Raw genomic sequence first — 19,139 nt, forward strand, 5'->3', positions numbered from 1 at the left:
GCCGCTCAGCATTCGACGACGTTGACGGCGAGGCCACCGCGCGATGTCTCCTTGTACTTGGATTTCATATCGGCTCCAGTCTGCCGCATGGTTTCGATCGCCTGGTCGAGGCTCACTCGATGCGAGCCGTCGCCGTGCATGGCGAGCCTCGCGGCGTTGATCGCCTTCACCGAGGCGATGGCATTGCGCTCGATGCAGGGGACCTGCACGGTTCCGCCGACCGGATCGCACGTGAGTCCGAGGTTGTGCTCGAGACCGATCTCGGCGGCGTTCTCCACCTGCTCCGGCGTCCCGCCGAGCACGGCGCACAGGCCCGCGGCAGCCATCGCACAGGCCGACCCGACCTCCCCCTGACAGCCCACCTCGGCGCCGGAGATCGAGGCATTGCGTTTGAACAGGATCCCGATCGCCCCAGCCGTGAGCAGGAACTCGACGACCGCGTCGTCGCTCGCCGCGCCGGGATCACCGGGGGCGTCGTCATCGACGGCGCCCTCGCCACCCGGCCCGTCCCCGATGACGAACCGGTCCATGTAGTGGAGCACCGCGGGGATGATGCCCGCCGCCCCGTTCGTCGGGGCGGTGACGATGCGCCCGCCCGAGGCGTTCTCCTCATTGACGGCCAGGGCATAGAGATTCACCCATTCGAGGGCATCGAGGGAACCCGAGGCACGGTATTCGGCGGCCTCAAGCGTCGATCGCAGCTGCGGGGCCCGCCGCCCCACTTTGAGACCGCCGGGCAGGGTCGTCTCCGTGCGTGTGCACCCGTTGTGCACGCATTCGCGCATCACCGCCCAGATGTCGAGCAGCTGTTTGCGCAGCAGCTCGTCGTCCTGGCGCTGACGTTCGTTGACCGCCATCAGCTCGGCGATGCTCAGCTGGTGCGCACGGCACTGTGCGACAAGCTCATCGGCCGTGGAGAACTCGATGGTGTCCCCGTCCCGACCATGCCCGTCCCGATCGTCCCCGACTGTGTCAATCGCCTCGGCGGCCTCCTTCTCCGCGGCGAGCTCCTCAGCGGTGACGACGAATCCCCCGCCCACCGAGTAGTACTCGCGCTCGATGAGCCCACCGTCGACCTCGGCGCTGATCCGCATCCCGTTGGGATGGCCGGGCAGCGATTCGCGCAGGTGCAGGGTGAGGTCGGTCTGTGCGTCGAAGGGCACGGACATTCGCCCGCCGAGGTGGAGCGTGCCCTTCTCACGCACCTCGGCGACCAGCGGTCCCACCGAATCCGGGTCGAGGGTCTCGGGTTCCAATCCGCTCAGTCCCGCGAGCACGGCGGAATCCGAACCGTGTCCGATTCCCGTCGCTCCGAGCGAGCCGTAGAGTCCGACCCGGATCGCTTCGACGCGGCCGAGCAGCCCTGCGGCCTCGAGTTCCCGGACGAAGCGCACCGCCGCTCGCATCGGCCCCACCGTGTGCGAGGAGGAGGGGCCGATGCCGATGGAGAACAGGTCGAGGACCCCGAGCGCCATCAGCCGGTCCTCTCCGCTGTCACGCCGCGGTCGGCGCCGGTCGCACCGTCGGCACCGTCGCCGAGGAACTCCGCCATGCCGTCGAGCAGCCAGCGGACCAGGTAGTCGGCGAAGCTCGCGCGCGGGTAAACACGGTAGGCCTCCTCCGAGGAGTGGTGGAGGATGACCGGCACGGGGCCCAGCTGGGTGACGATCGCGGTGCCGATTCCGAAGGCGCGCGGGTGGAGGTCGGCGCGACAGCTCTTCTCGAGCACCTCGCGAGCTCTCCCACCGGAGAGTTCGAGGATCGTGCGGTTGGCCGAGAGGTCGACGGCCTGTCCGGGTAGCCCTTCGAGGCCCGCCTCGGCGACGAGGGTCTCCCCCGGCTGCTGCCGGCGGGAGACGTCGACGGCGAGGAATTCGTCGGGGCTCAGCCACAGGATGTGCAGCCCTGCACTGTCGCCGGTGACCTCGCCGACCCGGCGGGGCAGCGGCAGACCGAAGGCGTCTTCGAGCACTCGCCCCGAGGCTGAGTCGGGTTCGGCTCGGGCACCGAGCTGGACGGCGAACGGCAGTTCGCGCAGGGCCACGGCTCGGCCCCCAGCGGCCGATGCCTGAGCCATCTCGTCGGCCAGGTGAGCCGCCGGGGAGATGCGCAGGTCCTCGAGCGAACCGGCATCGGTGCGGTCGCGAACCGTTTGGGCAGCACTCCCCTGAGCAGTGCGGGCGGTGTCGGTGGAATAGGTGGTGTCAGCCATCGCGGCGGTTTCCTTCCGGGTCGTAGAAGACGGGCGAGGTGATCTCGACGTCGACGAGGGTGTCGCCGAACGGGGATTTCACGATCTCGCCTTCGCGGTTGCGGCCGTTCTCGACGAGGGCGAGTCCGAAGGGACGGTCGAGGCTGGGCGAGATGTAGGAGGAGGTGACGTGGCCGATCATCGGCACGGGTCCCTCGTCCGGCGTCACCGGCGTGGCCGAGGTGATGAGCTGTGCCCCCTCGGCCAGACGCGTGGTTCCGTCGACGGGCAGCACGCCCACGAGGTGCTTGCGGTCCTCCCGGGCCGTGTCGACACGGGAGTAGGAGCGTTTGCCGATGAAGTCCTTGAACTTCGAGACGATCCATTCCATGCCGGCGTCGGCCGGGGTCACGGTGCCGTCGGTGTCCTGGCCGACGATGATGAAGCCCTTCTCGGCGCGCAGCACGTGCATGACCTCGGTGCCGTAGGGGGTGATGTCGAACTCGGCCCCCGCCTCGGCGACGGCCTCCCAGACGGCGAGTCCGTAGAACGTGTCGACGTTGATCTCGAAGGCGAGCTCACCGGAGAACGAGATCCGGCAGATCCGTGCGGGAATGCCGCCTACCAGCGTCGTCTCCCGGAAGCCCATGAACTCGAAGGCCTCGTTCGACACGTCGAGGTTGGGGGCGAGTTTGGCGATGACCTCACGCGACCGGGGGCCGGCCACGGCGACGGTCGCCCACTGTTCGGTCACCGAGGTGAAGACGACGTCGAGTTCGGGCCACTCGGTCTGGTGCCATTCCTCGAGCCATTCGAGGACGGTCGCCGCCCCGCCGGTCGTCGTCGTCATGTAGTAGCGGTCCTCGGCCACGCGCAGGGTCACGCCGTCGTCGAAGATCATCCCGTCGGGCTTGCACATCAGCCCGTAGCGGCCCTTGCCGACCTTCAGCTTCTTGAACCCATTCGTGTAGATCCGACCGAGGAACTCTCCGGCATCCGTGCCGCGGATCTCGATCTTGCCGAGCGTCGAGGCATCTTGGAAGCCGACGGATTCGCGCACGGCCTTGCCCTCGCGCAGCACCGCCGCGTCCATGTCCTCACCCGGCTTCGGGTAGTACCAGGGACGCTTCCACTGTCCGACATCCTCGAACTCGGCGCCGTGGGCGACATGCCACGAGTGGATCGACGTGATGCGGGCCGGGTCGAACAGCTCGCCCTTGCGACGTCCGGCCAGAGCGGCGAACGGGACGGGGGCGAAGGGAGCGCGGAAGGTCGTGTGACCGACCTGTCCGAGGTCCGCGGCTTCGCCCAGCACCGAGGCGATCGCGCCGATCGCGTTGACCGCCGAGGTCTTGCCCTGGTCGTTCGCCGTCGAGATCGAGGTGTAGCGCTTGATGTGCTCGACCGAGCGCATCCCCGCATTCATCGCCCGCTGGACGTCGGCGACGGTCTGATCGCGCTGGAAGTCGATGAAATGCGTGGTCAGAGCCGTGTGCTCGTCCTTCGCCGAGGTGACCAGCCACAGCGGGCGGGCCGGGGCGCAGGCCATCGGCGCGGCGGCCGGAACGTTGAGTTCGATGGGGAAACCGGTGCGGTCGGCTGCGGCATTGCCGGCTTCGGCCCCCTGCCTGAGGGCCGCTTCGAGCGAATAGTCGCCGTTGATCGCTCCTGCCGTGGACTGGTTCGGCACGGGGGTCGTCGGGACGAAGGCGGCGATGTCGGCTCGCCAGTGGATCGGGCCCTTGCGCTGGCCGTGGAGGTGGATGACCGGTGAGTGTCCGCCGCTGACGGCGAGCAGATCGACGGCGATGTCCTCACCATCGTCCTCTGCGACACCGTCCTCGTCGAGACCGGAGACCGTGATCGCACTGATCCGTCCCGCCGGGCCCTCACCTGCGGTGCCGCTGACGGCGGAGCCGAGGATGAGTCGTACGCCCGTCTCCTCGCTCACGCGCTTCGCCGCCGCCGAGGCGGTTGTCCGGGAGTCGATGACCGCGGGGATGTCGATGCCGGCTGCATGCAGGTCCGAGACGAGCTCGTAGGCGGAGTCGTTCGTCGTGGCCACGGCGATCGAGTCACCGGCGGCGACTCCGTAGCGGTTGAGGTAGGTGCGCACCGCCGTGGCGAGCATGATGCCGGGGCGGTCGTTGTCGGCGAAGACGATCGGACGATCATGGGCACCGGTGGCGAGCACGACCTGTCCGGCTCGAATGTGCCAGACGCGCTGGCGGGTGCCGGGGCGGGCCGATGCGGTGCCTGTGCTGTCCGGATCTCCGGCCCCGTCGGCGCCGACGAGCTCGACGGTGCGGTCTTCGAGGGCGACGAAATAGTTCGAGTCGTAGCTGCCGAAGACCGTGGTGTTCGGCACGCAGCTCAGTTCCTCGTCCTCGGCGAATCCGGCGAGGGTGGTCTCGATCCACTCGACGGGGTCCTGTCCGTCGATGGTCTCCGCGGCCGAGCTGCCCGAGGAGGGCGTCGATGCCGACAGCAGCGATCCGCCGGGGGCGGGACCATCATCGAGCAGCAGTGTCCGGGCACCGGATCTGCCTGCCTCACGGGCCGCGGCCAGGCCTGCCGGTCCCGCTCCGACGACGAGGACATCGGTGTGGACGTGCTTGTGTTCGTAGACGAGCTCGTCCTGGCCGGGGTCGAGGATGCCCAGACCCGCGAGGTATTCGGCTTCGAGCCCCTCGGTGATGGCGACGCGTGTGGCCGGCAGCATCGATTCGGAGACGTCCCCGGGGACGCGGGCCTTGACGCGCACCAGAGCGTTCGACTCTTCGATGCCTGCGCCGAGGATTCCGCGGGCCCGCGACAGGTAGGTGGAGTTGCCGCAGTCGACGCGGCCGGCGGCGATGAGGGCGCTGGCGATGGTGTCTCCGGCGAAGCCCGAATAGGACTGTCCGTCGACGGTGAAGGAGATCGGGCGGCTGCGATCGATGCCGCGGGCTCCGGCGATCCGGGTGTCGGTCAAGCGTGGGTCTGTCATTGTCCGGCCTCGCCTTCGAGTGTTGTCGGTCGGTTATCGCCCATCGGGTAGACGGCGATGAAGTCATAGGTCACGGTGTCGCGGACGGCGTTGAACCATTTGCGGCAGCCTGCGCTGTGGCTCCACATCTCCGCGTAGGCACCGCGGTCGTTGTCGCGGTAGAAGAGGTATTCGGCCCACTCCCTGTCGCTCAGGGCGTGTGGGTCGGCGGGGTAGGGCACGTGGGCCTGACCGCCGTAGTGGAATTCGGTTTCGTCGCGCGGCCCGCAGTTCGGGCAGTCGATGAGAAGCATGTCGGTCCTTTCCGTCTCGTATCGGCTCAGTGGGCCACGGCGGCAGCGCCGTGCTCGTCGATGAGGTGGCCGGTCTCGAAGCGGTCGAGTGCGTAGGGGGCGTTGAGCGGGTGGGGTTCGTCGTTCGCGATGGTGTGGGCGAAGGTGAGACCTGCCGCCGGAGTTCCCTTGAAGCCTCCGGTGCCCCAGCCGCAGTTGGCGTAGAGTCCTTCGACTTCGGTCTTCGACACGATCGGCGAAGCATCGAGGGTGACGTCGACGTTTCCGCCCCAGGTGCGCAGCACATGGGCTCGGGAGAAGATCGGGAACAGTTCGACCGCGGCGGCCAGCTGCTCCTCGATGACGTGGAAGCCGCCTCGTTGGCCGTAGCCGTTGTATTGATCGACTCCGGCGCCCATGACGAGTTCGCCCTTGTGCGCCTGGGAGACGTAGACGTGGACGTGGTTGGACATGACGACGGTCGGGTGCACGGGTTCGAAGAGCTCGGAGACCAGGGCCTGGAGCGGGTGGGACTGGATGGGCAGGCGGATGCCGGCCATCTCGGCGAGCACCGAGGAGTCTCCGGCCACGCACAGGGCGACCTTCTCGGTGGCGATCGGCCCGCGGGTGGTCTGGACTCCGACGACCTTGTCGCCGATGCGCTCGATATCGGTGACTTCGCAGTTCTGGATGATGTCGACGCCCATCTCATCGCATTTGCGGGCGAAGGCCCAGGCGACGTGGTCGTGCTTGGCGATGCCGGCGCGCGGCTGGAAGGTCGCGCCCATGACCGGGTAGCGCAGGTCGTCGCCGATGTTGATGATGGGGCAGACTTCCTTGACCTGTTTGGGGTCGAGCCATTCGGCGTCGACGCCGTTGAGGACGTTGGCGTTGACCCGTCTCTGGGATTCGCGGACGTCCTGGAGGGTGTGGGCGAGGTTGAGCACACCGCGCTGGGAGAAGAGGAAGTCGTAGTCGAGCTCTTCGGGCAGCTGTTCCCACAGCTTGAGTGACTTCTCGTAGATCGCGGCCGATTCGTCCCACAGGTAGTTCGAGCGGATGATCGTCGTGTTCCGGGCCATGTTGCCCCCGGCGAGCCATCCGCGTTCGAGGATCGCGATGTTTCTCATGCCGTGGTTCTTCGCCAGGTAGTACGCGGTGGCCAGTCCGTGTCCGCCCCCGCCGACGATGACGGCCTCATAGGACTTCTTCGGTTCCGGATTGCGCCACAGGAAGTCTGGGTGCTCGGGTAGCTGGTCAGCCATCAGCGTGCTCCGATCTCTGAGATGGTGGGGTAGAGCGGGTGGTCGTTCGCGAGTCGGGTGACCCGGCGGCTCAGTTCGGCAATGGTCTCGGGGCTCGCGCCGCCTTCGGTCGCACCGGCTTTGAGCACTTCGGCGATGATGTCGGTCACCTCGGCGAAGGCAGCGGATCCGAAGCCGCGGCTGGCCAGGGCCGGGGTGCCGATCCGCAGCCCCGAGGTGACCATCGGCGGGCGGGGATCGTCGGGCACGGCATTGCGGTTGACGGTGATGCCGATGGCGGCGAGCAGGTCTTCGGCCTGGGCGCCGTCGAGGACGGACTCTCTCAGATCGACGAGGACGAGGTGGACGTCGGTGCCGCCGGTGAGGACCGCGATGCCGCGCTCGGCGACATCGTCTTCGGTCAGGCGGCGCGCGAGTTCCGAGGCTCCGGCCAGGGTCCGTCTCTGCTTGTCGGCGAAGGTGTCGGTGGCAGCCAGGCCGAAGGCCACGGCCTTGCCGGCGATGACGTGTTCCAGCGGTCCTCCCTGCTGGCCGGGGAAGACAGCGGAGTTGATCTTCTTCGCAATGTCGGCCTCATTGGTGAGGATGATGCCGCCGCGGGGACCGCCGAGGGTCTTGTGCGTCGTCGAGGACACGACGTGGGCGTGCGGGACCGGTGAGGGGTGGAGGCCAGCGGCGACGAGACCGGCGAAGTGGGCCATGTCGACCATGAGGTAGGCGCCGACGGCATCGGCGATGCGGCGGAACTCGGCGAAGTCGAGCTGCCGGGTGTACGCCGACCAGCCGGCGACGATGAGCTTCGGCTCGTGCTCGTTGGCGAGTCGTTCGACCTCGGCCATGTCGACGCGTCCGGTCTCTTCGTCGAGGCCGTACGGGACGATCGAGTAGAGGCGACCGGAGAAGTTGATCTTCATTCCGTGGGTGAGGTGGCCGCCGTGGGCGAGGTTGAGGCCGAGCACGGTGTCGCCGGGACGGATGAGGGCGTGCATGACCGCGGCGTTGGCCTGGGCGCCGGAGTGCGGCTGGACGTTGGCGTACTCGGCGCCGAAGAGGGCCTTGACCCGATCGATGGCGATGCGTTCGATCTCGTCGACGTGTTCGCAGCCGCCGTAGTAGCGGCGTCCCGGGTAGCCCTCGGCGTACTTGTTCGTGAGCACCGATCCCTGTGCGGCCATGACCGCTGCGGCGGTGTGGTTCTCCGAGGCGATCATCTCAAGCCCCTCACGCTGCCGGGCCAGTTCGGCGTCGATGAAGCCCGCGATCTCGGGATCGAGTTCGGCGATCGCTGTGCTCAGTTCGACAGGCTCACGACTGGGGAAGACGGACTCCGGGGTCGCCTCGGCGAGGCTGTCAGGACGGGAGACGAGCTGCTCTGTCATGGATCTCCTTCGATCTGTGGCGATCAGACCTCGGCGTCTGATCGGCAACTAATATATCAGCTGTGTTCCTGTAGTCTATGCAGAGGAATCCGCTCAGTGCAACAGATTCGCCAGCACTTTCTTCAGGAGTCACCCCATGGCCACGCCCGCCGACGCGACGTCACCGACGCCGACTCTGGCGAATCGCGCCTATGAGATCCTTCGCCACCGGCTCATCATGCTCGACATCGGCCCCGGCGACCCGATCAACGAGGCGGCACTGAGCGCGGAACTCGAAGTCGGCCGCACCCCCATCCGCGAGGCCCTCAAGCGACTCGAGCGCGACCACCTCGTCGTGTCCTACCCGCGCCGGGGGACCTTCGCGACCAATGTCGATCTCACGGATCTGGCGACGATCTCCGAAATGCGGGAGGCTCTCGAGCCGATCGCGGCCAGACGGGCCGCACGCAGCCTCACCCCCGAGCGACGCCAGGACTTCACCGCAGCGATCTCCGACCTCAGGGCCCTCGGCTCGACCGACGAGCAGCGCACGCTCATGGAACGCGACCTCGAGGTCCATCGCCTCATCTACAGCTCAGTCGACAATCCGCACCTGTCCGAGACGCTCATTCGGCTCGATGATCTGGCCACCCGCATCTGGTGCCTCGTCATCCCTGGGATCCCCGATCTCATCGGCCACATCCGCGAGCACATCGATCTGCTCGAGGCGATCCTCGACGGCGATGAGGAATCGGTTGCCGCCCGTGCCGCCGAGCACGTCCGCGAGTTCGACAAGACCGTCCGCTCCACCCTGGGCTGAGCCCTCACCGAGGCGGAACCGACTCCAGTCGGAGGGGATCGATCCGCGTCGCACCCTCTCCGCCCGTTGACGCATCGGAGCTGCGGCACTAACGTTTGTCCAGGTGATATATCAGTTGTCGATCTGATGATCGGCGATCGCTCCATCCCTCAAAGAAGAAGGACTTCCATGACTGACACCTCTGCTGCCGCCCATCTGGCCACGACCGAGAAGACCAGCATCCTGCGCGTCATCACCTATGCGGGGGCGATCATCGCGTTCCTCATCGGCTCGGGCTTCGCGACCGGTCAGGAGATCCTCCAGTACTACGCGTCCTACGGATTCTGGGGTGTCTTCGGCACGGGCCTGCTCGTCCTCGTGCTCATCTCCTACGTCGCTGTCGAATTCTTCCTCACCGGCCGCCGCGAGCAGTTCGAGAAACCCTCGGGAGTCTTCTACCACTACTGCGGCAGGTACCTCGGCACGTTCTTCGACTTCTTCTCGATCCTGTTCGTCTTCCTGAGCTTCACGGTCATGATCTCCGGCGCCGGAGCAGTTTTCGAGGAGTACTACGGTCTGTCGAAGTACATCGGCGGTGTCGCCCTGGCCGCCGCCGTCGGACTCACGGTGTGGTTCGGGCTGACGAGCCTCGTCGATGTCATCGGAAAGATCGGACCCGTCATCGTCGTCGTGGCGATCGCTCTGGGCGTCTACGGCATCATGCGCGACCCGGAGGGGATCTCGACCGGGAATGCGATCCTTCCGAGCCTCGATGTCACGCAGGCCTCGTCGAACTGGTTCCTGGCGGGCCTGTCATACGTCGGCTTCTGCATGCTCTGGCTCGCGGCCTTCCTCTCAGCACTGGGCAAGACAGTGAAGAACCAACGTGAAGCCACCGGCGGAGCACTCCTCGGCGGAATCGCGTTCTCGGCCGCGTGCATGGTCGTCGGCCTCGGACTGCTGGCGAACATCGAACAGGTCTACGATGCGGAGATCCCGATGCTCGTCCTCGCCGGCGACCTCGGCCCCTGGGTCGGCGCGCTCATCTCGGCGATGATCCTCGCCGGCATCTACACCACGGCCATTCCCCTGCTGTGGACGGTTTCTGCACGGTTCTTCGATGACAAGACGAAGAAGTTCAAGTACCTCACGATCGCCCTCGCGGCCCTCGGCACGATCGTCGGCCTGGTCCTACCGTTCTCGCAGATGGTCAACATCGTCTATGTCATCAACGGCTATGTCGGGATCGTGCTCCTCGCACTCATGATCATCCGCACGATCAGACATCTCACTGCCCGCAGCAGTCACTGACCTCACCGAGGTGATGCGACTCAACCGCCTCCCAGACGTCGGGTGATGGCGTCTGCCGCATGCACGCAGGCCTCACCGAGGTCTGCGATCCGGGCGGTATCTGCCCGGAATTTCGGCGCCGCGATGAGTACGGCCGCAACGACCTCTCCGCGATGATCGCGCACGGCCGCGGCCACCCCGACCTCGTGCGGGGAGGTCTCGGCGTCGTTGAGTGCGAAGCCGACGTCCCAGGTCGCCTCCTCGCCGCTCTCTGCGGCGAGGAAGACCTGGACCGATGCGCTCTGCTCGGTCCGATAGCGCGAGCCCAGCGTCGAGGTGTGTTTGACCGGCTGCGGACTCGGAATCTGTTCGACGGTGATCGCTTCGGACCCGTCCCAGACCATGAGGGCGCTCGTCTCTCCGGTCCTCTGCGTGAGGTCCTGCAGGATGGGATAGGCCGCTCGTCTCACATCCAGGTCCGCCAGCAGGGGACCGGCGATCGCAATGATTCCGAGTCCTAACCGGTATCGCCGTGATGCCCCCTGTTCGACGATGCCCTCCTGCTCGAGCGATGCGAGGATGCGAGACACCGTACTCTTGTGCAGCCCCACGCGCGGTGCGATCTCGGTGACACCGAGCTCCTGTCGATCCGGTGCGAAGCAGCGCAGGATGGCGACGGTGTTCTCGATGACCGAGGCACCACGGCGTGGATTGTCGGGCGATTGTCGGGACATAGTGTGAGTATATTCGCCCCCCGAGGGATCAGGCCGGGATGATGTTGTGCTCGGGCCCGAACGGGAACTTCGTGATGTCTTCGGACTCGTTCTCGCCGACGATGACAATGTCGTGTTCACGGTATCCGCCGGCGCCGGGCTGCCCCTCGGGGACGGTGATCATCGGCTCCATGGAAACGACCATGCCCGGTTCGATGACCGTGTCGATGTCCTCACGCAGCTCGAGCCCGGCCTCCCGACCGTAGTAGTGGCTGAGCACACCGAAGGAATGCCCATATCCGAACGTCCGGTTGGCCAGCAGCCCGTGCTCGATATAGATCTCGTTGAGTTCGGCAGCGATGTCCTTGCACACCGCCCCTGGTTTGATGAGTTCGAGGCCGCGCTTATGCACCTCGACGTTGACGTTCCACAGCTGAAGTGATCGCTCATCGGGTTCACCGTAGAAGAGCGTCCTCTCCAGCGCTGTGTAGTAGCCCGAGGGCATCGGGAAGCAGTTGAGGCTGAGGATATCGCCCTTGCGGATCTTCCGTGTCGTCGCCCAGTTGTGCGCGCCGTCGGTGTTGATTCCGGACTGGAACCACACCCAGGTGTCTCGCACCTCTTGGTCCGGGAAGGTCTTCGCGATCTCATGGACCATCGCTTCGGTGCCGATGAGAGCGACCTCGTACTCGCTGATGCCCTCGGTGATCGCGGCCTTGATCGCCTCACCGCCGAGGTCGCCGATCCGAGCACTGTGCTTGATGACCTCGATCTCTTCGGCCGATTTGATCATCCGCTGGCGCATGGCCGCCTGTGCGACGTCGACGAGCTCGGCATCGGGGAAGGCCGCTTGGATTCGGTTGCGGTTGTCCAACGGCAGGTTGTCGTCTTCGACGCCGAGTCGGCGAGGATTGCCGATGCCGCGCTGGCGCAGACCCTCCTGGATTGCGTAGTAGTAGTTGTCGCGGCGCCAGTCAGTGTAGACGATGTTCTCGCCGTAGCTCGTCCGCCACGGCATTCCGGCGTCGATGTTCGCAGTGATGGTCACCGTGTCATCGGCGGTGACGACCATCGCATAGGACCGTCCGAAGTAGGTGAAGAGGAAGTCCGAGTAGTACTTGATGTTGTGATACGAGGTGAGGACTACTGCGTCGAGCTCTTTCTCCGCCATGATCGCACGCAGGCCGGTCAGCCGCCGCTCCATCTCCGCATCGGAGAAGGTCAACGGCGTCTTGGCCCCGTTGTGGAGGACCTTGAGGCGGTCGAGGTCGGCGACGGAGGTGCTGTCGGCAAAAGTGGTCATTGATTTCTCCTGTTCCTTGGGCACGGTTGCACACTTGGTCCAACCGTGAGGGTGATTCTGCGCAGGTTCAGACTTCGCGCAGGGGTTTGTGGAAGGTCTCCTTGGCGCAGACGACGGCGCCGAGACAGATGGCGGCCGCAGCCATGAGATACCAGCCGGGGGCCAGGTTCGAATCGGTCAGACCGATGAGCAGTGTCGCCATGAAGGGGGCAGTGCCGCCGAACAGCGCGTTCGAGACGTTGAAACTCACCGCGAAGCCGGTGTATCGGATCCTCGTCGGGAACATCTCGGCAAGGAAGCTGGGAAGCGTCCCGTCGTTGAGCGTGAGCATCGCGCCGAGTCCGACCTCGACGAGGATGACGACGGTGAAGCTGCCGGCGTCGAGAAGCATGAAGGCGGGAACCGTGAGGACGATGAAGGCAATGGAGGCGATGGTGAGCATCCGCTTGCGACCGAACCGGTCCGAGGCCAGCCCGGTGAGCAGGATGAAGCCGATGTAGGTCACGAGCGCGATGGTCGTGGCGATGAATGACTCGGTCGCCGCGTAGCCGAGTTCGGTTGTCAGGTACGTGGGCATGTAGGTGAGGACGACGTAGAACCCGACCGCGTTGAGCAGAACCGCGCACATCGCGATGAGGAGCGGTCGCCAGTAATCGCGGAACATCGCAAAGACGGGCGCCTTGATGACCTCGTCCTGCTGTGCGAGTTCGCGAAACGCCGGTGTGTCTTCGAGCCGAGTGCGGATGTAGCGGCCGATCAGCCCCATGGGCGCGGCGAGGAAGAACGGCAGTCTCCAGCCCCAGCTCTCCAGCTGGCCATCGCTGAGCGTGGCCGAAAGCACCGCCGCGAGCACAGAGCCCAGCAGCAGCCCCGTCGCGGTGCTGGCAGGCACCACGGCCGCATAGAGTCCGCGGCGGCGAGGAGGGGCGTATTCGACGAGGAACGCCGAAGCGCCTGCATATTCGCCGGCGGCCGAGAAGCCCTGCACGAGACGGACGATGAGCAGCAGAACCGGGGCGAAGAAGCCTGCCATGGCATAGCTGGGCAGGAGCCCGATCGCGAAGGTCGCGACGGACATGATGAGGATCGAGATCGACAGTGCCGAACGTCGCCCGATCTTGTCACCGATGTGCCCCCAGATGAAACCGCCGATGGGACGGACGACGAAGGAGACGGCGAAGACCGCGAAGGTCGACAGCAGAGCGAGGTTGCCCTCGGAAGCGGGGAAGAAGACGAGCGCGATGGTGGTCGCAAAGTATCCGTAGACGCCGTAGTCGAACCATTCGACGAAGTTGCCGACGAAGCTTGCGGAGACGACGCGCCGCAGGGTGCGCTTCTGTTCGAGCGTGGGCTGGGCGGGTGAAGACCCTTCGGTCTTCGCCGCATCATTGTCCTCTGGAGCGAGGTCGGACTTCATTGTCTTCTCCATCGTCGTGAACGGTGACGCTTCGACCATGTTGCATTCTTTACAACGTGGTTGCATTAAAGGCTATTGCGTCACCGGTCCCCGGTCAAGAGATTTTTCCCGGCAATGCGCAGAAGGCATGCGAAAGGCCCCGCCGGACCGCATGTCCGACGGGGCCTTTCGCCTGTGAGTCCCAGCCCTCCGGTGCCGCGGCACCGGGATCGGGCGCTTCCGCCTACCTGCTCGAGACGCGCCCGAAGAGGTTCGCGATCGGTGCCAGCAGCAGCGGCCTGGCCGCGAACCACCCGGCCACAACCACGACCATGGCCACGATGAACCAGATCAGCCCGGCCCATCCGACCACGTCGGTTCCCGCGAACATGTAGCCGAGGTTCTGTCGCAGTCCGGTCGTGAACACGAGGAACACGTGGACGAGGATGAAGAACACGAAGAACAGCATCGTCGGGAAGTGGATCGCCCGAGCCAGCGGCGCCGGGTAGATCTTGTTCAGCGTCGAAGCGTCCTTCGGCCACCATTCGCTCATGCGCACGCCCGTGATCGCTGCCAGAGGCGCGGCGATGAACACGACGATGAAGTACATGAGCTGTTGGAGCGCGTTGTAGTTGACCCACGCGTCTTCCATCGGCCATTCCATCGTCGCGTACTGCAGCATCGCCGACAGAGCATTCGGGAACACTTCCCAACTGGTCGGCACGATGCGCGCCCAGTGTCCGGAGACGAAGAGCAGCACCACGAAGACGACACCGTTGGCCAACCACAGCAGGTCGAGACCCGTGTGCAGCCAGAGGTTGATGCTGACCTTCTTCCCGCCCTTCTTCGGGGTGTAGAACGCCGGCGGCTTCTGCTGATGGCGCACCTGCAGACCCGAGCGGATGATGAGCACCATGAAGAAGATGTTGAGGAAGTGCGTCCACCGCACCCAGCCCGGGAAGCCCGGATCAACGAAGTCCGGGATGTGGTATTCGCCCGGGTAGCGTTCGAGGAACTCGGGCACGCCCGGCAGAGTCGTGACTCCGCGCGCGGCGAGGATGAGGATTCCGGCCACGACGATGAGTCCGCCGAGCCCCAGCCCGACGAGCTTGGACCACTGTCCCAGCGACTTCGAACCGATCATTACCGGTTCCTTCTTCGCTGCAGGCTTCGCCGAGGCAGTACTGGCCGAACCAGAAGACGCGGCCTTCGCAGCCGGTGCCGATTTTGCGGCCGGCTTGTCCGCGGCGCGTGCCGCGGACTGCTCCGACGACTTCGCGGCGGGCTTGGCCATCGGCTTGCGCTGCGTGGGTTTGGCCGTGGCCTTGGCTGCTGGCTTGCCCATGGGTTGGCGCTGCGCGGGCTTCTTCTCGGTCGCGTCGGAGGACTTCACCGAACTCGCCGAGGCGGCTCCCGCTGCGGCGGCACCTGCACCGGCGGCGGCTCCCGCACCTGCGGCGGCCGCACCGGCGCCTACGCCGCCGATGCCGGTGCGTCGGCCCTGGGGCTTCTTCTCGCCCGATTCGTCACCGGGGGTCGGCTTCGAGTCCTGCTTCGTCTCAGCGGTCGACTGCGCATCATCGGCAGGCTTGTCTGCCTGAGCCGATGCGGTGTCGGTCGAGGGCGAATCTGCCGCGTCTCCCGGTGCCGAAGCGGAGGCTGGCTGCCCGGCTCCGGCAGTCTTCACTGCCGTTGCGGGGGCAAAGCCTTCCGGCGGCCAGGGGTCTCCCCCGGCGGTGCGGGGGAGTCCGCGGCGCAGCGGAACGTCCGAGAGCTCTCCGGAGCCCGAACCGCTCGCGGCGGCTGCGGCAGCACCGGCGCCTGCTGCAGCGGCGCCTGCTGCGGCAGCTGCAGGAGCCGCGGACGACGACTCGGAGGCGGAATCGGCTGAGGTGTCAGCTGAAGCGGTTTCGGCAGAGTCGGCCTGCGCTGCGGTGTCGTCCGCGGCCCGGTCGACGGGCGCAGCCGCTGCCGGAGCGGCGGCGCCGGCGGACGTGCCTCCTGCGGCCTTGACCCCGGCAGGCGCAAAGCCTTCCGGCGGCCAGGGCTCTCCGCCTTCGACACGGGGCAGACCACGACGCAGCGGAACCTCGCTCGCGGCCGCAGGTGCAGCCTCGGCGGCAGGTTCGGCCGACGATTCGGCTTCGACCGATTCGGTTTCTGCGCCGGTCGCAGCGGTCGCAACGGCGGCTCCGGCGCCGACGGTTGCAGCGGCTGCAGCCGGAGCTGCGGACGCCGACTCTTCGGTCGGCTCGTCGGCTTCTTCGGTCGGTTCATCGCTCGGGGTCTCAGCCTCGACGTCCGAGTCGGCAGCGGATGCCGCAGACGCGCCGGTGGCTTTCACTCCGGCAGGAGCGTGACCCTCCGGCGGCCATGGTTCGCCGCCTTCGACGCGTGGCAGCCCACGACGCAGCGGAACCTCGACGGACTCAGCGGCAGTCGACTCAGCGGCCACCGGCTCAGCGGCAGTCTGCTCAACGTCGGTCGTCTCGGGCTCGGCCGCCTCGGCGGGGGAACCTTCATCCAGTTCCTCCGACTCGGACGTCGCCGCGATCCACGATGCGCCCTCTTCCAAGGGCTCACCGACGGTGCCCTCCGGGGGCCAGGGGTCACCACCTTCGACCCGGGGCAGGCCCGAGCGCAGTGAACTGGAATAGGTCGCCATATCAGGACTTGTTTTCGTTCAGTGTTTCGATCGCCTGCGGAACGACCTTGAACAGGTCGCCCACGACGCCGAAGTCGGCGATGTCGAAGATCGGAGCTTCGGCATCCTTGTTGACCGCGACGATGGTCTTCGATGTCTGCATGCCGGCCTTGTGCTGGATCGCGCCCGAGATGCCGAGTGCCACATAGAGCTGCGGGGACACGGAGACACCGGTCTGGCCGACCTGATGCGACTGCGCGATGTAACCGGCATCGACGGCCGCACGCGAAGCACCGACAGCGGCACCGAGGACGTCGGCGAATTCGCCGACGAGTTCGAACGACTCTTCCGAGCCGACGCCGCGACCGCCGGAGACGACCTTCTGCGCACCGCGCAGTTCGGGCCGCGAGGAGGTCTCGACGATGGCTTCGAACGAATCGATCGAGGCGGCACGCTTGCCGGAATCGGCGACCTCGAGGGCCTGCGTGTTCTCAGGCTGGGCTTCCGCACGGGTCTCGATCGCACCGAGGCGCACCGTGATGACGGGAGCGCCGAAGGTCGGAGCCGACGAGGCGGTGTAGCCGCCGCCGTAGACAGAGTGATTGGCCACGATGCCTTCGGAGTCGCGCTCGACGCCGATCGCGTCGACGGACACGGCCGAACCGCTGCGCACCGCGAACCGGCCGGCGATGTCGCGGCCGTCAAGGGTGTTGGGCACGAGCACTGCGTCGGGGGCGGTGAGCTCGGCGGCCGAAGCGACAGCATCGACGGCGGAGTTGCCGAGGTTGCCTTCGGCGACTTCTGCGGTCAGGGTCGCTGTGGCACCGAGTTCGGCGGCCTTCTGCGCCGCGGCATCGGCACCGCCGGAAGCGGAGAGGACGAGCGCGACGGGCGAGCCGATCTCAGAGGCGCCGCCGAGCAGTTCGGCGGCCGGCTTCTCCAGCTGGCCTTCGGCATCGGCGGTGAGGACGACGAGAATGGAGTCCTGCGGGAATTCTGACATGACGATTCTCCTTAGGCCAGACGGTTCTTGGTGAGGTACTCGGCGAGCTCGGCGCCGCCATTGCCTTCGTCGACGACCTTCTCGCCGGCTTCGCGCGGCGGCTTCTCAGCGACGCTGACCATGATCGAGCGAGCCACGGACTGGTCCTCGGCATCGATGCCCAGATCGGACAGGCCGATGACCTCGAAGGGCTTCTTCTTCGCGGCCATGATGCCCTTGAAGTTCGGGAAGCGGGCTTCGGGCAGCGCCTCGGTGATCGAGATGACGGCGGGCAGTTCGGCCGAGACCTGCTGATTGCCGCCTTCGATCGCGCGGGAGCCCGAGACCTTGCCGTCGGTCAGTTCGACGGTCGCCAGGCCGGTCACGTGCGGGTAGTCGAGGTGCTCGGCGAGCATCGCCGGCATCATGCCGCCGTTGCCGTCGGTGGAGACGTTGCCGGTGACGACGAGATCGTATTCGCCGCGGCGGATGGCGGCGGCGAGCACCTCGGCGGTCAGACCGAGATCGGCACCGGCCAGGCCCTCGTCGGCGACATGCACGGCGTTGTCGCCGCCCATGGCCAGACCCTTGCGGATCGTGGCGGTCGCGGTGTCCGGCGACATCGAGATGACGGTCACCTCGGTGTCGCTGTCGCTGTCCTTGTGTGCCAGTGCGACCTCGAGGGCGCGCTCACCGATCTCATCGAGGACGGCTTCCGAGGCACCGCGATCGGCAAGCCCGGTTTCCAAGTTCAGTTTCCGGTCACCGTACGTATCCGGGACCTCTTTGACCAATACCGCGATCTTCAAGGATGACTCCTTAGTTTCGTGAAGCAGTTGGGCTGCAGTGAGACTTCTGTCTCATAATCTACAGGTGGCTGTTTGTCGACGGTTAACCGGGTCCGGCCGGATCCGATCATCTCTTCAGTCACCAATGGTACGTGGTACGCACCACAGACATCCTCGTTACTGTACGAACGATCGACAGAATTTGTCCAATGCCTCGGACCGCGGCCCCACTTCCCCGCTTCCGCGCACCGGCCCGTTTCCCCGCACCTCGCAGACGCCCGAGCCTTCCCGGTGTGGCGCAGAACCCTCGCCGAGGCGGGGCTCTAGAATCGAGGAGGGACTCTAGAATGGGGTCAGACCGACAGGACACGGTCAGACCGACCCTTGCCTCCCGGTGCCGATCCGAACCCGGGCGGACAGGACGCGAACATCAACGGTGAAGGAGCGCCCCGTGGCTTTCGACCTCGACGACATCGACCGCAGCATCATCGCTGCCCTCGTCGAGGATTCGCGCCTGAGTGTGCGCCAGCTGGCCGAGCGCGTCCACATCTCCCGCTCGGCGGCGCACAAGCGCTTCACCACCCTCGTCGAATCGGGTGCGATCAGGAAATTCACCGCCGAGGTGGACCGCCGCGCCCTCGGCATGACCGTGACCGCGGTCGTCGTCGTCAAGATCGGCGAGCGCCCCTGGCCGCAGGTCCGCGACGATCTGGCCGAACTGCCGTTCGTCGAGAAGGTCCAAGCCGTCAGCGGCGACATCGACGCCCTGGTCACGGTCAACGCCCCGGACAATACGGCACTCTCACAGGTCATTCTGCGCCGGATCCACGAGGTGCCCGGCGTCGTGTCCTCCCGCTCGCTGCTCATCCTCGACGAGGCCGAGGGACACAGGCCCGGCGCCGGCTGAGCGATTCACCGGCTACGACTCACCGGCAGGGCGACTCACAGACAGGGCATCGGCCCCGCAGATGAACCGTGCGGTGAATCGTCGAAGCCCTCGACACCGGAATTTGCGCCGAGGGCTCCATGACGTGAAACAGAGAGAATCACCACCATCGTGTCCAACACTTCAAGCCAGCGTGTCAACCGCCTTAGGCAAGACCGATGTTTCGTAATTCTCATAGGCTAGCCTAACCCGCAGCACGGCAA

At 66.3% G+C, this 19,139-nt stretch carries 15 protein-coding genes; 3 read left to right on the forward strand and 12 right to left on the reverse strand.

The genetic code is table 11. The annotated features are described in order from the left end of the window. Positions 1-5: 5 nt before the first annotated feature. Genes ACQE2J_RS00200 through glyA form a run of 6 tightly spaced genes read right to left on the reverse strand, consistent with a single transcriptional unit; the run spans position 6 to position 8,096 of the window. On the reverse strand, positions 6-1,475 hold the full coding sequence (locus ACQE2J_RS00200; RefSeq protein WP_135537584.1) for an L-serine ammonia-lyase: 1,470 nt from the start codon (positions 1,473-1,475) through the stop codon (positions 6-8). Next, the gene (locus tag ACQE2J_RS00205) at positions 1,475-2,212 is read right to left on the reverse strand and encodes a sarcosine oxidase subunit gamma (protein ID WP_135537585.1); all 738 of its coding nucleotides are present in this window, start codon (positions 2,210-2,212) and stop codon (positions 1,475-1,477) included. Before ACQE2J_RS00205 ends, ACQE2J_RS00200 begins: the two co-directional genes overlap by 1 nt. After that, on the reverse strand, positions 2,205-5,180 hold the full coding sequence (locus tag ACQE2J_RS00210) for a 2Fe-2S iron-sulfur cluster-binding protein (RefSeq protein ID WP_135537586.1): 2,976 nt from the start codon (positions 5,178-5,180) through the stop codon (positions 2,205-2,207). Before ACQE2J_RS00210 ends, ACQE2J_RS00205 begins: the two co-directional genes overlap by 8 nt. Further along, on the reverse strand, positions 5,177-5,473 hold the full coding sequence (locus ACQE2J_RS00215) for a sarcosine oxidase subunit delta (protein WP_135537587.1): 297 nt from the start codon (positions 5,471-5,473) through the stop codon (positions 5,177-5,179). The genes ACQE2J_RS00210 and ACQE2J_RS00215 overlap by 4 nt, the downstream gene beginning before the upstream one ends. Positions 5,474-5,499: 26 nt before the next feature. Continuing rightward, entirely contained in the window at positions 5,500-6,717 is a 1,218-nt protein-coding gene (locus ACQE2J_RS00220; RefSeq protein ID WP_135537588.1) for a sarcosine oxidase subunit beta family protein, read from the reverse strand. Next, positions 6,717-8,096, reverse strand: a complete 1,380-nt coding sequence (gene glyA, locus ACQE2J_RS00225) for a serine hydroxymethyltransferase (RefSeq protein WP_135537589.1) — start codon at positions 8,094-8,096, stop codon at positions 6,717-6,719. Before glyA ends, ACQE2J_RS00220 begins: the two co-directional genes overlap by 1 nt. A 136-nt stretch (positions 8,097-8,232) precedes the next feature. Here glyA and ACQE2J_RS00230 point away from each other — a divergent pair, with 136 nt between their 5' ends. Both ACQE2J_RS00230 and ACQE2J_RS00235 read left to right on the forward strand, forming a co-directional pair. Continuing rightward, positions 8,233-8,895 (forward strand): GntR family transcriptional regulator, encoded by a 663-nt coding sequence (locus ACQE2J_RS00230; RefSeq protein WP_135537590.1) that lies wholly within the window; start codon positions 8,233-8,235, stop codon positions 8,893-8,895. Between the two features lie 168 nt (positions 8,896-9,063). Further along, positions 9,064-10,185 carry a YkvI family membrane protein gene (locus tag ACQE2J_RS00235; protein WP_135537591.1) on the forward strand — a complete coding sequence of 374 codons (1,122 nt, stop codon included), beginning with the start codon at positions 9,064-9,066 and terminating at the stop codon, positions 10,183-10,185. Between the two features lie 20 nt (positions 10,186-10,205). On the opposite strand, the gene ACQE2J_RS00240 is transcribed toward ACQE2J_RS00235, so the two are convergent. From ACQE2J_RS00240 to ACQE2J_RS00265, 6 genes are all read right to left on the reverse strand, one after another. Beyond that, a complete protein-coding gene (locus ACQE2J_RS00240; protein WP_135537592.1) occupies positions 10,206-10,898 on the reverse strand; it encodes an IclR family transcriptional regulator in 693 nt (230 codons plus the stop codon). Between the two features lie 28 nt (positions 10,899-10,926). Continuing rightward, entirely contained in the window at positions 10,927-12,180 is a 1,254-nt protein-coding gene (locus ACQE2J_RS00245; RefSeq protein WP_135537593.1) for an aminopeptidase P family protein, read from the reverse strand. Between the two features lie 67 nt (positions 12,181-12,247). Continuing rightward, positions 12,248-13,597, reverse strand: a complete 1,350-nt coding sequence (locus ACQE2J_RS00250) for an MFS transporter (RefSeq protein WP_135537856.1) — start codon at positions 13,595-13,597, stop codon at positions 12,248-12,250. Between the two features lie 223 nt (positions 13,598-13,820). Continuing rightward, positions 13,821-16,241 carry a cytochrome b/b6 domain-containing protein gene (locus ACQE2J_RS00255; RefSeq protein ID WP_135537594.1) on the reverse strand — a complete coding sequence of 807 codons (2,421 nt, stop codon included), beginning with the start codon at positions 16,239-16,241 and terminating at the stop codon, positions 13,821-13,823. Position 16,242: 1 nt separating this feature from the next. Continuing rightward, positions 16,243-17,223, reverse strand: coding sequence for an electron transfer flavoprotein subunit alpha/FixB family protein (locus ACQE2J_RS00260; RefSeq protein ID WP_135537595.1), 981 nt, complete (start codon positions 17,221-17,223; stop codon positions 16,243-16,245). 11 nt (positions 17,224-17,234) lie between these two features. Further along, positions 17,235-18,011: an electron transfer flavoprotein subunit beta/FixA family protein gene (locus ACQE2J_RS00265; RefSeq protein ID WP_135537596.1), complete on the reverse strand. Its 777-nt coding sequence runs from the start codon at positions 18,009-18,011 to the stop codon at positions 17,235-17,237. A gap of 430 nt (positions 18,012-18,441) precedes the next feature. Here ACQE2J_RS00265 and ACQE2J_RS00270 point away from each other — a divergent pair, with 430 nt between their 5' ends. Continuing rightward, the gene (locus ACQE2J_RS00270; protein ID WP_135537597.1) at positions 18,442-18,897 is read left to right on the forward strand and encodes an Lrp/AsnC family transcriptional regulator; all 456 of its coding nucleotides are present in this window, start codon (positions 18,442-18,444) and stop codon (positions 18,895-18,897) included. The last annotated feature ends 242 nt before the right edge of the window (positions 18,898-19,139 follow it).

The sequence above is a fragment of the Brevibacterium sp. LE-L genome, from assembly GCF_050214925.1.
Lineage (GTDB): Bacteria > Actinomycetota > Actinomycetes > Actinomycetales > Brevibacteriaceae > Brevibacterium.

Excerpts from the sequence above, each read along its gene's own strand:
- ACQE2J_RS00200 (WP_135537584.1), bottom strand. The coding sequence starts at position 1,475 with ATGGCGCTCGGGGTCCTCGACCTGTTCTCCATCGGCATCGGCCCCTCC.
- ACQE2J_RS00205 (WP_135537585.1), bottom strand. The coding sequence starts at position 2,212 with ATGGCTGACACCACCTATTCCACCGACACCGCCCGCACTGCTCAGGGG.
- ACQE2J_RS00210 (WP_135537586.1), bottom strand. The coding sequence starts at position 5,180 with ATGACAGACCCACGCTTGACCGACACCCGGATCGCCGGAGCCCGCGGC.
- ACQE2J_RS00215 (WP_135537587.1), bottom strand. The coding sequence starts at position 5,473 with ATGCTTCTCATCGACTGCCCGAACTGCGGGCCGCGCGACGAAACCGAA.
- ACQE2J_RS00220 (WP_135537588.1), bottom strand. The coding sequence starts at position 6,717 with ATGGCTGACCAGCTACCCGAGCACCCAGACTTCCTGTGGCGCAATCCG.
- glyA (WP_135537589.1), bottom strand. The coding sequence starts at position 8,096 with ATGACAGAGCAGCTCGTCTCCCGTCCTGACAGCCTCGCCGAGGCGACC.
- ACQE2J_RS00230 (WP_135537590.1), top strand. The coding sequence starts at position 8,233 with ATGGCCACGCCCGCCGACGCGACGTCACCGACGCCGACTCTGGCGAAT.
- ACQE2J_RS00235 (WP_135537591.1), top strand. The coding sequence starts at position 9,064 with ATGACTGACACCTCTGCTGCCGCCCATCTGGCCACGACCGAGAAGACC.
- ACQE2J_RS00240 (WP_135537592.1), bottom strand. The coding sequence starts at position 10,898 with ATGTCCCGACAATCGCCCGACAATCCACGCCGTGGTGCCTCGGTCATC.
- ACQE2J_RS00245 (WP_135537593.1), bottom strand. The coding sequence starts at position 12,180 with ATGACCACTTTTGCCGACAGCACCTCCGTCGCCGACCTCGACCGCCTC.
- ACQE2J_RS00250 (WP_135537856.1), bottom strand. The coding sequence starts at position 13,597 with ATGAAGTCCGACCTCGCTCCAGAGGACAATGATGCGGCGAAGACCGAA.
- ACQE2J_RS00255 (WP_135537594.1), bottom strand. The coding sequence starts at position 16,241 with ATGGCGACCTATTCCAGTTCACTGCGCTCGGGCCTGCCCCGGGTCGAA.
- ACQE2J_RS00260 (WP_135537595.1), bottom strand. The coding sequence starts at position 17,223 with ATGTCAGAATTCCCGCAGGACTCCATTCTCGTCGTCCTCACCGCCGAT.